Here is a 13,093-nt window from a genome sequence, read left to right as displayed (position 1 = left end):
ATGCTTACGAAATCAGGCGGCGGTCCGGACGTTCGAGATCGTGCCGATCAGCTCGTTGACGATGCGCTCGATCTGGGCGCGGTCGTCGCCTTCGGCCATGACGCGGATCAGCGGTTCGGTGCCGGAAGGGCGAATGACGAGGCGGCCGCTCCTGGCGAGTTCGGCTTCGGCATCGGCGATCGCCTTCTGCACCTGGATATCCTCCAGCGGCTTGCCGCCGCTGATGCGGACATTGCGCAGAAGCTGCGGCACCGGCTCGAACCGACGGCAGACTTCGCTGACCGTTCGGCCGGTGCGCTTCACCGCGGCAAGGATCTGCAGCGCCGCGACGAGGCCGTCGCCGGTCGTGCCGTAATCCGAGAGCACGATATGGCCGGACTGCTCGCCGCCGACATTGTAATTGTGCTGGCGCATATGCTCGACAACATAGCGGTCGCCGACTTTCGTGCGGGCAAGCGCCATGCCGCGCTCGTCGAGGAAACGCTCGAGGCCGAGATTGGACATGACAGTGGCGACGATGCCGTTGCCCCGCAGCTGCTGGCTCTCGGCCCAGCTTTCGGCAATGACGGCCATCAGCTGGTCGCCGTCGACGATCGAACCATTCTCGTCGATAATGATGACGCGGTCCGCGTCGCCGTCGAGCGCGATGCCGATATCGGCGCGCACCTCGTCGACCTTCTTCTGCAGCGCGACGGGGCTGGTGGAACCGCAATTGAGATTGATGTTGGTGCCGTTCGGCTCGTTGCCGATGGTAACGACGTCAGCGCCAAGCTCCCAGAGCACGGCGGGAGCGACCTTGTAGGCAGCGCCGTTAGCGCAGTCGATCGCAATCCTCAGGCCCTGCAGCGTCACATCGCGCGGCAGGGTGCGCTTGGCATGTTCGATATAGCGGTCATGCACACCGTCGACGCGCTTGGCGCGGCCGATGTCATCGGATTTGGCAAGCTGCGCATTCAGGTCCTTGTCGAGCAGGTCCTCGATCTCGGCTTCGAGCTCGTCTGAGAGCTTGTAGCCGTCGGGACCGAAGAGCTTGATGCCGTTGTCCTCGTAAGGATTGTGCGAAGCGGAGATCATCACGCCGATATCGCAGCGCAGCGACCGCGTCAGCATGGCGACGGCAGGTGTCGGGATCGGGCCGAGAATGAAGGCATCGAGACCGGCGGCCGTGAAGCCCGCGACCATGGCATTCTCGAGCATGTAGCCGGAAAGGCGCGTGTCCTTGCCGATGACGACGCGATGGCGATGGTTGCCGCGGCGAAAGATCGTGCCGGCGGCAATGCCGACCCGCATCGCGAGATCCGGTGTCATCGGGAAGACATTGGATTGGCCGCGAATGCCGTCGGTACCGAAATAGCGTCTTTTCATCTGCACTCCTGCGCTTTCCGCGCGCCATTCAAGGCAGCGCATCGTTCCAAGCGAATGTGGCTTCAAAGGTCCGTCGTCAATCCCAGAGCGTGCGAGTCGGACCTGCCTTATTTCATCGGGATGCCATAAAACATCGAAATCGGCACGTAAATTACCGAGAAAAATGAATATATCCCGTTACCAACAGAAAGGCCGGGTTTCCCTGATGGGAAATCCGGCCTTGTTCAGGGTGGCGGCGCCGCCGTTCAATGCGGCTGCGGTTCGAGGCCGCCTTCGGGCTCATCGCCCTTGGTGGCAGGCCGTGCGCCGGCCTTCGGAACAGCCGAACCGCGGCTCGGCGGCGAATCATCACCGAGATCGCGCGACGGCTTCTCGCCACGGATCAGCGCCTTGATCTCTTCGCCGGTCAGCGTTTCGTATTCGAGCAGACCTTCGGCAAGAGCGACGAATTCGTCGTGCTTTTCCGTCAGGATCGTGCGGGCCTGCGTATAGGCCTCGTCGATCAACCGGCGCACTTCATTGTCGATCTTCTGCGCGGTCGCTTCCGAAACATTCTTCGACTGCGAAACCGAGTGACCGAGGAAGACTTCCTGCTGGTTCTCGCCATAGGCGACCTGGCCGAGCTGATCGGAGAAGCCCCATTGCGTGACCATAGCGCGGGCAAGCTTGGTCGCCTGCTCGATATCGGAGGAAGCGCCTGAGGTGATGTTCTCCTTGCCGAAGGTCAGTTCTTCGGCAACACGGCCACCCATCATGATGCAGAGGCGCGAAACCATCCACTTGTAGCTCATCGAGTAGCGATCGCCCTCGGGAAGCTGCATGACCATGCCGAGTGCACGGCCGCGCGGAATGATCGTCGCCTTGTGCAGCGGATCGGCAACCGCGACATTGAGCGCGGTAATGGCATGTCCGGCCTCATGGTAGGCAGTGAGCTTCTTTTCCGCCTCGGTCATGGCCGAAGAACGGCGCTCGGCGCCCATCATGATCTTGTCCTTCGCGTCTTCGAATTCCTGCATGGTGACGACGCGCTTGTTGCGGCGGGCGGCCATGAGGGCGGCTTCGTTGACGAGGTTCATCAGGTCGGCGCCGGAAAAACCGGGCGTGCCGCGGGCGAGAACCTTGAGATCGACATTCGGTGCCAGCGGCACGTTGCGGGCATGCACCTTGAGGATGCGCTCGCGGCCGACGATATCAGGGTTCGGCACCACGACCTGACGGTCGAAACGGCCGGGACGCAGCAGCGCCGGGTCGAGGACGTCAGGGCGGTTGGTGGCGGCGATCAGGATCACGCCTTCATTCGCCTCGAAACCATCCATCTCGACCAGCAGCTGGTTCAGCGTCTGCTCGCGTTCGTCATTGCCGCCACCGAGACCGGCGCCGCGATGGCGGCCGACGGCATCGATTTCATCGATGAAGATGATGCAGGGCGCATTCTTCTTCGCCTGCTCGAACATATCACGCACGCGGCTTGCGCCGACGCCGACGAACATTTCGACGAAATCCGAACCGGAAATGGTGAAGAAGGGCACGTTGGCTTCGCCGGCAACCGAGCGGGCGAGCAGCGTCTTGCCGGTGCCCGGAGGACCGACGAGCAGCACGCCGCGCGGGATCTTGCCGCCGAGGCGCTGGAACTTCTGCGGATCCCGCAGGAATTCTACGATTTCCTCGAGATCCTGCTTGGCCTCGTCGACACCGGCGACATCTTCGAAGGTGACCCGGCCATGCGCTTCGGTCAGCAGCTTGGCCTTGGACTTGCCGAAACCCATCGCGCCGCGTGAGCCGCCCTGCATCTGCCGCATGAAGAACAGCCAGACGCCGAGGATGAGCAGCATCGGCAGCAGCGTTCCGAGGTAGCTCAGAAAGCCGGAGGAACCATCGGTCTCCGGACGCGCGGTAACAGCAACATTTTTGGCCTGCAGGCGATCGAGCAAGCTGTCGTCGATGACGGGCGAATAGGTCTGGAAGTTATTGTTATTTTCCAGATACGTTCCGCTCAGCCGATTGCCGGTGACCACGACATCCTTCACGCGGCCCGCATCGACCTCACGCAGAAACTGCGAATAAGGGATTTCGCGGGAGCCTGTCTGCGCCGGCGCCGTCTGGAACATACTGAAAAGGGCGATCAGCAGAAGCGCTATGATCGCCCACAAGGCGAAATTACGTAAGTTAGGGTTCATTGAACTCCCCAGCACTGGAACAGCCGCCTCATGGCGACCGTCTTATTCGGTCTTAACATAGGGTTGCGCCGTGCGATTGCCAAGGCGATCCCCCAGGTCAGATGGTTTTTCCGTCAATACTTCTTAAAGGCGGCCTCGCATAGGGCGCCGTCGCGAAAACCGCCGAAAGCCTGTTGGCAAAGATGAAATCAAATCGTGTCAAAAAGCGGTCGAAGGGTGCGAAATAAGGCGTGAGGCGCACATAGCCTTCCGATCTCGCGGTCGGTGCGCTCTCTTCCAAGGGCAAGACGATCGGCGATGCCGCAATCGCACGTTTCACAGCCGTCTTCGGAAGCGTCGCGGTTCCGCCCTCTCCCTCATTCCTGTGCTTGTCACAGGAATCCAGTGCGCCCAAGTCTTTGGGCGCGGAAGACTCTTCACGCATTATTGAGTCATTCACCGCGCCGACGCGCGGTGGCTGGATTCCTGTGACAAGCACAGGAATGAGGGAGGAGCGAGGTTTCGCCCCTACCCCTACCGCCTCGATCCCGACGCTGGACGCGGAGCCGTTCGCAACCTCAAACCTCCCATCCCACACCCCCGCCTCTCCCGGCTGCAATACCAGCGGCAAGATCCCCCGGCTCTCGCGCGCGAGATAAAGCCCGTCACGCCTGAGATCGAACACCACCCTGCCGGCGGTCATCCGTCCCGGGTCACTGCCGGTGGCAAATGCAAGGATGCGCTCCATATGCGCCCTCCCCGGCGCAAACGGCTGCCCGCCGAAAACCGCCGTCAGGCGCCCAAGCGCATAATCGAGGACGGCCCGATCCTGCCGCAATCCATCCGGCATCACCTGCCCAAGCAGACCACCGTGAAGTGTGAAATGACGATCCAGCCATTCCGCACCTGCGGACGACAGTGCCAACCGCTCCGCCCAGGCCGCACGAACATCCTTCTCAGCAGATGTATTGGCCGAAAGCTGCCGGCGCGTCCGCACGCGCTCATAGTTCATATCCTCGTTGCTGGGATCGTCGATCCACCCCGCGCCTCGCTCTCTCAGGAAAGTGCGGATATCTGCCCGGGTGGAAAAAAGAAGCGGCCTTAAAATCCAGAAACGCCGGTCGAAAAGCACCGCATCTGCAATACCCGTGGAAATCTGCTCCGTTCGCATTTCACGCATGGCAAGCGTTTCGCGCTGATCGTCGAACGTATGGCCGGTGACGATGAGGTCGGCGCCGAATGCTTCCGCTGCCTCGGCCAGAAGGCCATAGCGCGCCTCGCGGGCTGCAGCCATGATGCCGGTCTTCGGCTTGTCGCCCCGCCAGGTGGCGACGGTGTGGAAAATACCGAGCGATGCGCAGAGGGCCGCGACCTCACGCGCCTCGTCTTCGGAGCCGGCGCGCAGCGCATGGTCGACGGTTGCAGCGCATAGAGAAAACTGGAGATGCGGCGCGGCCTTCACGGCTTCATCGAGCAGGAGAAGCAGGCCGGTGGAATCGCTGCCGCCCGAGATCGCGACGAGAATGCGTGCGGGGCTTTGAAGCGATGTGAGAAACTGGAGGATCGCCTGTTGAGGCGACGTGGCTTCCGGAGACATGCCGGAAGACCTTAGCAGGCGAGGCGTTTCTGTTCGCTCGCAACCTTGCTGATGACGGCACGCGAAGCCTTCGGATAACGCTTCGAAACTTCGCGCAACGTCGCGCAGGCCGTCTCCTTATTGTCGAGGGCGGCAAGCGACATGCCGAGCTTCAGCAGCATCTCGGGCGCCTTTTCGGACGTGCCGTATTTCTGGTGCGCATTGAGAAAGGTTTTGGCCGCCTCATTGTACTTGCCCTGCGAATAGAGCGCCTCGCCGAGCCAGAAATTAGCGTCCGCCGCCCGTGCGCTGCTCGGGTAGCGGGTGATATATTGCGTGAATTCCTGTTCGGCCGTGCTGTAATCGCCTGACAATACGTGGCCGTAGGCCGACTTGTACTGATCCGCCTCACCGCCGAGCGAGGCTGTTTGCTGCGACGTGCCGGAATTGGCATCGGGGATCGGGCCGGAGCCGACAGTGGCGTTGTCGTCGACGGTGCCGCCGACCGCGTTGCCGTTCTGATCGAAATCGATCGAACCGAGCTCCTTCGGCGGCTGGCCGAGGCCGCTATTGGCAGGCACGTTGGTGGAGGGAGCCGTTTCGGCTCCCTGCGGTGCTTGGATCACCCTGGCAACGTCGTCGCTGCCGGAAGCCGCCGGAGCGGGATCGGTCTCGCTCTTCTTGACAGGCGCCTTGGCGCCGCCGCCGGAACCCGTCTTTTCCAACTGCTGGAAGCGGAATTCATTGTCTTCCTGCTGCTTGCGGATCGTCTCCTGCATCTGCAGCAGCTGGAAGCTCATCTCCTCGATCCGGCCGTTCAGCTGCCGCAACTGCTCTTCGAGCTGCTGCACGCGAATCTCGGCGTCGCCGCTCTGCACCTTGACGACGGGCGGCGCCGCCTGGTTTTCCGCCGATCGGCCGCCGAGATGCAGCCCGAAGAACGAGGCGGAATAGGCCGCCCGTTCGCTCCCGGTCACAGCCGCGAGGCACAGCATGCCTGCCACGACAAGTTTCTTCATATGTATCGTCCTGTCCCAGTGATTCTTCGCACCTCGATGGCACGAACAGGAGATTTTTCCAATTGCTTTCAAAAAGCAACGGAGTCTGGCCAAAGTGTGGTCAAAAAGAAAAGGCGGCCCCGGATGGGACCGCCTTTCGAAAGCGAACTGAAATCGGCAGATTACATGCCGGCGCCGCCGAGAACCGTGACTGCGCGGCGGTTCTGCGACCAGCAGGAAATATCGTCGCAGACGGCAACCGGACGTTCCTTGCCGTAGGAGATCGTCTTCAGGCGCTGTGCCGGAACACCGCGCGAAGCGAGATAATCCTTGGCAGCAGCGGCACGACGGGCGCCGAGTGCCAGGTTGTATTCGCGGGTGCCGCGCTCGTCGGCATGGCCTTCGACGGTGATCTGGTAGTTCGGGTAGCGGGCGAGCCACTGCGCCTGACGGTCGAGCGTCTGCGAGGCATCGGCGCGGATCGAAGAGGAGTCGGTGTCGAAGAAGATGCGGTCGCCGACATTGACCGTGAAGTCCTGGGCCGAACCGGGCGTGGCGGCACCACCCGCGCCGGCGCCGCCGAGGCCAAGATCACCCGCGCTGTTCGGCGGCTTCTTGGCGCAGCTTGCAAGCGCGAGACCGGCGACAAGCGCGATCATGACGGGGTTGCGGGCGAAATTCTGCATGCGGCTCATTGCCGGGGTATGAATTCGGCTCATGGCCGGTCTCCTTGCGAGTTCATCAGGGTTTCCGGACAGTAACCGCACTCGGTTAACCGCCCCTCAAAGTTTATGGTTAACAATTTACTGATTTGTCCCGTAGTCGCCCGGTTTTCATGATTCTGAGGCGACATGAAGGCATTGCCGCACCTGCTACTCCATAAGCGGCGACCAGGCCGGGTCGGAACCATAGCTCGGAGTCTTGATGAGCTGTTCGTTGTAACCGGTCAGATCGATCGAATAGAGCTGAGGGCCGCCTGCGCCTGCCGCCTGGCGGAAGAACATCAGCACGCGGCCGTTCGGCGCCCAGGTCGGGCCCTCATTGTGAAAGCCGGTCGTCAGGATGCGCTCGCCCGAACCATCGGGTTTCATTACGCCGATCGAGAACTTACCATTGGCCTGCTTGGTGAAGGCGATGAGATCGCCGCGCGGCGACCAGACCGGCGTCGAATAGGAACCGTCGCCGAAGGAAATGCGGGTCTGGCCGGAACCATCGGCATTCATCACGTAGATCTGCGGCTTTCCGCCGCGATCGCTTTCGAAGCTGACGCGCGCGCCATCAGGCGAATAGGACGGCGAGGTGTCGATCGCAGACGTCGAGGTCAGCCGCGTCGTCGTGCGCGAGCGCAGGTCCATCGTATAGATGTTGGAATTGCCTTCCTGCTGCAGGCTCATGATCACTTTCTGGCCATCCGGCGAAAAGCGTGGGGAGAAAGTCATACCCGGAAAATTGCCGACGACCTCGCGCTGCCCGGTTTCGAGCTGCAGCAGATAGACCCGCGGCTGCTGGTTGGCAAAGGACATGTAGGTGACTTCCTGCCGGCTCGGCGAGAAGCGCGGCGTCAGCACAAGGTCGCTGCCGTCGGTCAGCATCCGCACGTTGAAACCATCCTGATCCATGATCGCCAGTTGGCGCTTGCGCTGCTGCTTGGTGCCGGATTCAGAGACGAAGACGACGCGGGTATCAAAATAACCCTCTTCGCCGGTGATCTGCTTGTAGATCGCGTCGGCGATGATGTGAGCCACACGCCGCCAGTTCTCCGGCTGCGTATAAAACTGCTGCCCGGTCATCTGCTGCCCGGCAAAAGTATCCCACAGGCGGAATTCGGCGCGAAGGCGGCCATCCGCTTCCTTGGTAACCCGGCCGGTGACCAGGGCCTGCGCATTGATGACCTTCCAGTCCTCGAAACGCGGCGCGGCATCCGGATTGGAGATCTTTTCGATAAAGGCCGCCTTGTTAATCGGGGCAAACAGGCCGGAACGCTGTAGGTCGGCGGCGATGACCTGCGAAACCTGCGCGCCTATGTCGCCCTGGAAGTCCGTCACCGCGATCGGCAGCGGCTGAATATTACCCTTGTTGATATTGAGCTCGACAAGAGCGTTGGCCGGAGTCGTAAAGGCTGCGGCCCCGACTAGACCGGCGACGACCATCAGGGCGCGGATGAGGGAACACTTGACCATGTCAAACAAGCCTTTCAGCACTTTATAGGTTCAGTTGGCTGGCGTCGAAGTTCAAAATGACTTCCTTCCAGGCATCGTATTTGTCTTTTGGAAACATCGTGTAAGGAGCTGCATATATAATTGCACGCAAAAATGGCATAAGCTTCTCAGCATCTAGATTCCAAAATCGCTTGCGTCGAAGGTAAGAAGCATTTCGTTCCAGCCGTTCTCGCCCTCATACTTATCTGCTGGTAAGTTCTTGAGGGGAGATGATTTCATGACAGCGCGATAAACGCTGCTCTTAAGAGCTTGACGTGTCGAATCCGGCCCACCTGTCGCAATGACCTCTGGATCGCCAACCACATTGCCGGCCTGATCGAGTTGAAAACGAACCTTAAGCTGCACCTCGCTAGCACCTGCTAGCCCTGAAACAACACTCCAATTGCTGGAAATCTGGCCCTTTACAGCATCCTCCTCGCTCTGGCTGAGTTTGGCTCCGCTGTTGCTCTTCTTGTTCCCCAGCGAGGCCTCCTGCGTCGAGCGCTTGGCGCCGCCGGCGGAAGGATCGGTCTTGTTCAGCAGAGCCGAAATCTCGTCGGCATTGAAATCGCTCTTCATCGTCGAGGCCGATTTCGCCACTTCCTGCTTCTTGTCGGCCTTCTTCTTGTCCGTCGGCGCTTCCGCGGCCTTCGGCTCGTCCGGAGTCTTTTCCGGCGGCTTTTCGGCAGGCTTCTGCGGTTCCGGCGGCTTCACCTGCGGCTTGGCGACAGGGGTCGGCACCTTGTCCGGCAGCGCCTCAGCATCCGGTTTCGGCGGCTCCTCGGGCTTGGCCTGCTCTTCCGGCGGCTTTTCCTCCGGCTTCGGCGGCGTCACTTCGACGGGTTTCGGCGGCGGAATGGAAGCCACTTCCTTCGGCTGCTCGACCTCGGTCTCTTCCTTGTTGACTTCCTTAACGTCGTTCGGCTTGGGATCGATCGTCGGCAGCGGCTTGTCGCTCGAATTCGCCGCCGCTGCTTCACTATTGCTCGGCTTGGCGTTCGGAACCGGCGGCGTCTTCAGGTCGACATTGTTGTCGCCGGCATTTTCGGCCGGCTGCGCGATCGGCGGCCGGGTCGTCGGCACAGGCGCTGATGTCTCCTTCTTCGGAGCCTTCTTGTCGCCTTGCTGCATCTGGGTGATGGATTCCACCGGCACGAGATCGACCGGCATCGCCTCGAAATCCTCCACCTTGAAGGATTCCGGCGCGCTGAGCGATACCATCGCCCAGGTCAGCACCAGGCAATGCAGAACAGCAGATGTGACGACGCTGGTCTTCATCTTGAACGCTATTGGTCCTTCTTCTGCTGCGTCACGAGGCCGATATTCTTGAAGCCGGCGCCCTGGATACGGGCCATGACGTCGGCGATGACGCCGTAAGGCGCCGTTGCGTCGCCGCGCACGAAGATACGTTCGTTATAACCGGTCGTGGCAATCGCCTCGAGCTTGGCGGCGATCTCGGCGGCCGGGATCGGCGTTTCCTGCAGGAACACTTCGCCATCGTTCTTGACGGAGATGGTGATCGGCTGCGTCTCGGAGTTCAGCGCCTTGGCCTGCGTTTCCGGCAGGTCGATCGGCACGCCGACGGTCATCATCGGTGCCGCGACCATGAAGATGATCAGCAGCACCAGCATGACGTCGACGAGCGGCGTCACGTTGATTTCGGAAATCACGGCCTTGTTCCGACCGCCGCGACGGCGGCGTCCGCCGCCCCCGCCGCCATTGCCTCCAACAGCCATACCCATGTCAGTATACTCCGTTGGTTACTGAGCGGCAGCGCGCGGCTGCAGTTTCTCGTCGATCTGGCGCGAAAGTATGGCGGAGAATTCGTCCGCGAAACCTTCCATGCGGCCAGACAGCTTGCCGGCATCGGCAGAGAATTTGTTGTAGGCGATAACCGCCGGGATAGCGGCGACGAGGCCGATCGCGGTCGCAAGCAGCGCTTCGGCGATACCGGGGGCCACCACCGCAAGGTTGGTGGACTTCGAACCGGCGATCGCCTGGAACGAGGTCATGATGCCGACGACCGTGCCGAAGAGACCGATGAACGGACCGGCCGAACCGATCGTTGCCAGTGACCCGAGACGGGCGCCGAGAAATTCCGATTCGCGTGACAGCGTCACGTCCATCGCCCGATCGATACGCATCTGCAGGCCGATCGGCGAACGGGCGCCGCGCTCGAAGGACTTCTTCCACTCGCGCATCGCAGCCACGAAGATTGCCGCCAGTCCGGTATTGTTGCGTTCCGACAGCGAGCGGTAGAGCTCTTCCAGCGACTGGCCCGACCAGAAGACCTGCTCGAACTTGTCAAACTGGCGCCGCGCGCGGCCGTAGGCGAGGTATTTGTCGATGACGATTGCCCAGGTCCACACCGAGGCCGCGATAAGCCCGAGCATGACGAGCTTGACGACGATGCCGGCCTGCATGAAAAGCGACCAGAGACTGACGTCCGTCGTTGCTGCTGCCAATCCTACTTGTTCCATTGATCCAAAATCCCCGAATCCAAACGCCCGGTGCTGGACCGGGCGGCACAAAGTGATCTCGCAAGAAGTGTCCGGCGACCGCCGCCCAAAGCCCTGGTCAAGCTTCCAAGCTCATCTTCCGCCTTCTTGCCGTCAAATTTGGTCAAAGGAAGGCGTGCACCGCACAAACTCCGACTTTCCCAGTAAGACACTATTATGGTTAATAGATCGTTAGTGCTGGACTGTGACAGTAAGCCTGTATTTGGAAGATTTCGTTCCGTGGATTACTTGACCGGAGCAAGATCCGGCTGCCGAGAGAGCGCTCATCCTGCGGCGCGGGAATTCCTTCACATAAAGTTCAAGTTTTGACAAGCCTGAATTCCAGGCGGTTCGGAGCATCTAAATCAAAAAATAGAACATGATGCCGTCCGAAAACCGCTCACACTTTTCGGCATCATGCTCGAAGCGGCGTGCTGCCTTCCAGAAATTTCGCCGCCAGCGTTTCCGGCAGCCGCCGCGGCCGCCCCCTGGCGTTGATGACGGCGATGATCACCTTGGCGGCGATCAGCAGCGTCTCGCCCGAACGGATCTGCTGGTTGAGCACCATTTTGGCGCCGCCGGCTTTTTCCGTATGCGTCAGGATCGTCAGCACATCGTCCATGCGCGCCGGGCTCTTGAAGTCGATCTCCATGCGATGGACGACGAAGACGAGGCCCTCCTCGTCGGCGCTGACAAGCTCGCGCTGTTCGACGCCGAGGCAGCGCAGATAATCGGTCCGGCCGCGCTCAAGGAAATGCAGGTAGCGAGCGTGATAGACCAGGCCGGAGAAATCCGTGTCTTCATAATAGACCCGCTGGACGAGGCGGTGCCCGGCCTCCGTCAGCTCTCCCGAAATCGAAAAAGGCCGTTCCGTCATAATTTTCTCCAAACTTCGGCGCCCTCTTTGGCGCAACGCTTCCCGCTAGGCAAGCATTGAATGCTCGGCAGGCAGGCATTGAATGCCCCGCCGGTAGGCATTGAATGATTGTCATAATTTCTAATTATTCCCGATAACGAACGAACCGATCAGGAGACGATGCGATGAAGATTGCGGTGATGGGCGGAGACGGTTTCATTGGTTGGCCAACATCGCTGCATCTTTCCGATGTCGGTCACGACGTCCATATCCTCGACAATCTGTCGCGTCGCTGGATCGACACTGAGCTCGGCGTTCAATCGCTGACGCCGATGGATTCGATCCAGGAGCGCACCCGCATCTGGCATGCCGAAACCGGACGCCGCATCCACTTCAATCTGATCGATCTCGCCAGAGACTACGAACTCCTGAAGAACTGGCTTTCCGAGCACCGCCCGGATGCGATCATCCACTTCGCCGAACAGCGGGCGGCGCCCTATTCGATGAAGAGCGACCGCCACAAGAACTACACGGTCAACAACAATGTCAGCGCCACGCACAACCTCTTGAACGCGCTGACCGAGCTCAATCTCGACGCCCATCTCATCCATCTCGGCACCATGGGCGTCTACGGCTATTCGACGGTCGGCGCGGCGATCCCCGAAGGCTACCTGCCGGTCGGCATCGAAACTGCAGCCGGCAAGACGGTCAGCCAGGAGATCCTCTATCCCTCCAATCCCGGCTCGATCTACCACATGACCAAGTGCCTGGATCAGCTTCTCTTCCAGTTCTACGCCAAGAACGACGGATTGAGGATCACCGACCTGCACCAGGGCATCGTCTGGGGCACGCATACCGAGCAGACGCGCCGCCACGCACAGCTCATCAACCGTTTCGATTACGACGGCGATTACGGCACGGTGCTGAACCGCTTCCTCATCCAGGCGGCGATCGGCTATCCGCTGACGGTGCACGGCACCGGCGGCCAGACCCGCGCCTTCATCCATATCCAGGATTCGGTGCGCTGCATCGAGCTGGCGCTGAAAAACCCGCCGGCCCGCGGCGCCCGCGTCGAGATCTTCAACCAGATGACGGAAACCCACCGGGTGCGCGACCTCGCCGAGATGATCGCGAGGATCAGCGGCGCCAAGATCGCCTGGCTGCCCAACCCGCGCAAGGAAGCCGCCGAGAACGAGCTGATCGTCCAGAACGAAAAGTTCCGCAATCTCGGCCTCGAACCGATCACCCTGGAAGCCGGCTTGCTCGGCGAGATCGTCGACGTCGCAAAGAAATTCGCCTATCGCGTCGATCGCGCGCGCGTCCCGGCCGTCTCCGCCTGGACCAAGGACATTGCCGCGACGATCAATCACGATCCGGAAGGCAAGCGGTTGAAGTCGGTGTCGTGAGCGAATGACTGCATCGGAACGCCCAGACAGGAATGAGCGA

Annotated in this window: 11 protein-coding genes; 1 reads left to right on the top strand and 10 read right to left on the bottom strand. The window is 60.9% G+C overall.

The window, feature by feature from the left end; all coding sequences use genetic code 11:
* Positions 1–12: 12 nt before the first annotated feature.
* The 10 genes from glmM to ybgC all read right to left on the bottom strand — a co-directional run bounded on the left by glmM (position 13) and on the right by ybgC (position 11,668).
* Entirely contained in the window at positions 13–1,365 is a 1,353-nt protein-coding gene (gene glmM, locus CO666_RS26535; RefSeq protein ID WP_085738266.1) for a phosphoglucosamine mutase, read from the bottom strand.
* Between the two features lie 245 nt (positions 1,366–1,610).
* Complete coding sequence (gene ftsH / locus CO666_RS26530) at positions 1,611–3,542, bottom strand: ATP-dependent zinc metalloprotease FtsH (RefSeq protein ID WP_097615017.1); 1,932 nt, start codon at positions 3,540–3,542, stop codon at positions 1,611–1,613.
* A gap of 97 nt (positions 3,543–3,639) precedes the next feature.
* Complete coding sequence (gene tilS, locus CO666_RS26525; protein ID WP_097615016.1) at positions 3,640–5,118, bottom strand: tRNA lysidine(34) synthetase TilS; 1,479 nt, start codon at positions 5,116–5,118, stop codon at positions 3,640–3,642.
* 11 nt (positions 5,119–5,129) lie between these two features.
* Positions 5,130–6,116, bottom strand: a complete 987-nt coding sequence (gene ybgF, locus CO666_RS26520) for a tol-pal system protein YbgF (protein ID WP_097615015.1) — start codon at positions 6,114–6,116, stop codon at positions 5,130–5,132.
* Between the two features lie 161 nt (positions 6,117–6,277).
* Positions 6,278–6,814: a peptidoglycan-associated lipoprotein Pal gene (gene pal / locus CO666_RS26515; RefSeq protein WP_097615014.1), complete on the bottom strand. Its 537-nt coding sequence runs from the start codon at positions 6,812–6,814 to the stop codon at positions 6,278–6,280.
* A gap of 153 nt (positions 6,815–6,967) precedes the next feature.
* The gene (gene tolB, locus CO666_RS26510) at positions 6,968–8,275 is read right to left on the bottom strand and encodes a Tol-Pal system beta propeller repeat protein TolB (protein WP_097615013.1); all 1,308 of its coding nucleotides are present in this window, start codon (positions 8,273–8,275) and stop codon (positions 6,968–6,970) included.
* Positions 8,276–8,428: 153 nt separating this feature from the next.
* On the bottom strand, positions 8,429–9,571 hold the full coding sequence (locus CO666_RS26505) for a hypothetical protein (protein WP_097615012.1): 1,143 nt from the start codon (positions 9,569–9,571) through the stop codon (positions 8,429–8,431).
* Positions 9,572–9,579: 8 nt separating this feature from the next.
* On the bottom strand, positions 9,580–10,035 hold the full coding sequence (tolR, locus tag CO666_RS26500; protein WP_003566333.1) for a protein TolR: 456 nt from the start codon (positions 10,033–10,035) through the stop codon (positions 9,580–9,582).
* 18 nt (positions 10,036–10,053) lie between these two features.
* Positions 10,054–10,773: a protein TolQ gene (gene tolQ, locus CO666_RS26495; RefSeq protein ID WP_003582115.1), complete on the bottom strand. Its 720-nt coding sequence runs from the start codon at positions 10,771–10,773 to the stop codon at positions 10,054–10,056.
* Positions 10,774–11,206: 433 nt separating this feature from the next.
* The gene (gene ybgC, locus CO666_RS26490) at positions 11,207–11,668 is read right to left on the bottom strand and encodes a tol-pal system-associated acyl-CoA thioesterase (protein ID WP_097615011.1); all 462 of its coding nucleotides are present in this window, start codon (positions 11,666–11,668) and stop codon (positions 11,207–11,209) included.
* A gap of 164 nt (positions 11,669–11,832) precedes the next feature.
* On the opposite strand from ybgC, the gene CO666_RS26485 reads away from it, so the two are divergent.
* Positions 11,833–13,053, top strand: coding sequence for an NAD-dependent epimerase/dehydratase family protein (locus tag CO666_RS26485; RefSeq protein WP_097615010.1), 1,221 nt, complete (start codon positions 11,833–11,835; stop codon positions 13,051–13,053).
* The last annotated feature ends 40 nt before the right edge of the window (positions 13,054–13,093 follow it).

Origin of the sequence: Rhizobium chutanense (genome assembly GCF_002531935.1) — a bacterium.
GTDB lineage: Bacteria > Pseudomonadota > Alphaproteobacteria > Rhizobiales > Rhizobiaceae > Rhizobium > Rhizobium chutanense.
This window is presented reverse-complemented; position numbering and strand designations above follow the sequence as displayed.

Coding starts and splice junctions, on each gene's coding strand:
- ybgC (WP_097615011.1), bottom strand. CDS start 11,668: ATGACGGAACGGCCTTTTTCGATTTCGGGAGAGCTGACGGAGGCCGGG.
- tilS (WP_097615016.1), bottom strand. CDS start 5,118: ATGTCTCCGGAAGCCACGTCGCCTCAACAGGCGATCCTCCAGTTTCTC.
- CO666_RS26485 (WP_097615010.1), top strand. CDS start 11,833: ATGAAGATTGCGGTGATGGGCGGAGACGGTTTCATTGGTTGGCCAACA.
- pal (WP_097615014.1), bottom strand. CDS start 6,814: ATGAGCCGAATTCATACCCCGGCAATGAGCCGCATGCAGAATTTCGCC.
- ftsH (WP_097615017.1), bottom strand. CDS start 3,542: ATGAACCCTAACTTACGTAATTTCGCCTTGTGGGCGATCATAGCGCTT.
- glmM (WP_085738266.1), bottom strand. CDS start 1,365: ATGAAAAGACGCTATTTCGGTACCGACGGCATTCGCGGCCAATCCAAT.
- ybgF (WP_097615015.1), bottom strand. CDS start 6,116: ATGAAGAAACTTGTCGTGGCAGGCATGCTGTGCCTCGCGGCTGTGACC.
- tolB (WP_097615013.1), bottom strand. CDS start 8,275: ATGGTCAAGTGTTCCCTCATCCGCGCCCTGATGGTCGTCGCCGGTCTA.
- tolR (WP_003566333.1), bottom strand. CDS start 10,035: ATGGGTATGGCTGTTGGAGGCAATGGCGGCGGGGGCGGCGGACGCCGC.
- CO666_RS26505 (WP_097615012.1), bottom strand. CDS start 9,571: ATGAAGACCAGCGTCGTCACATCTGCTGTTCTGCATTGCCTGGTGCTG.
- tolQ (WP_003582115.1), bottom strand. CDS start 10,773: ATGGAACAAGTAGGATTGGCAGCAGCAACGACGGACGTCAGTCTCTGG.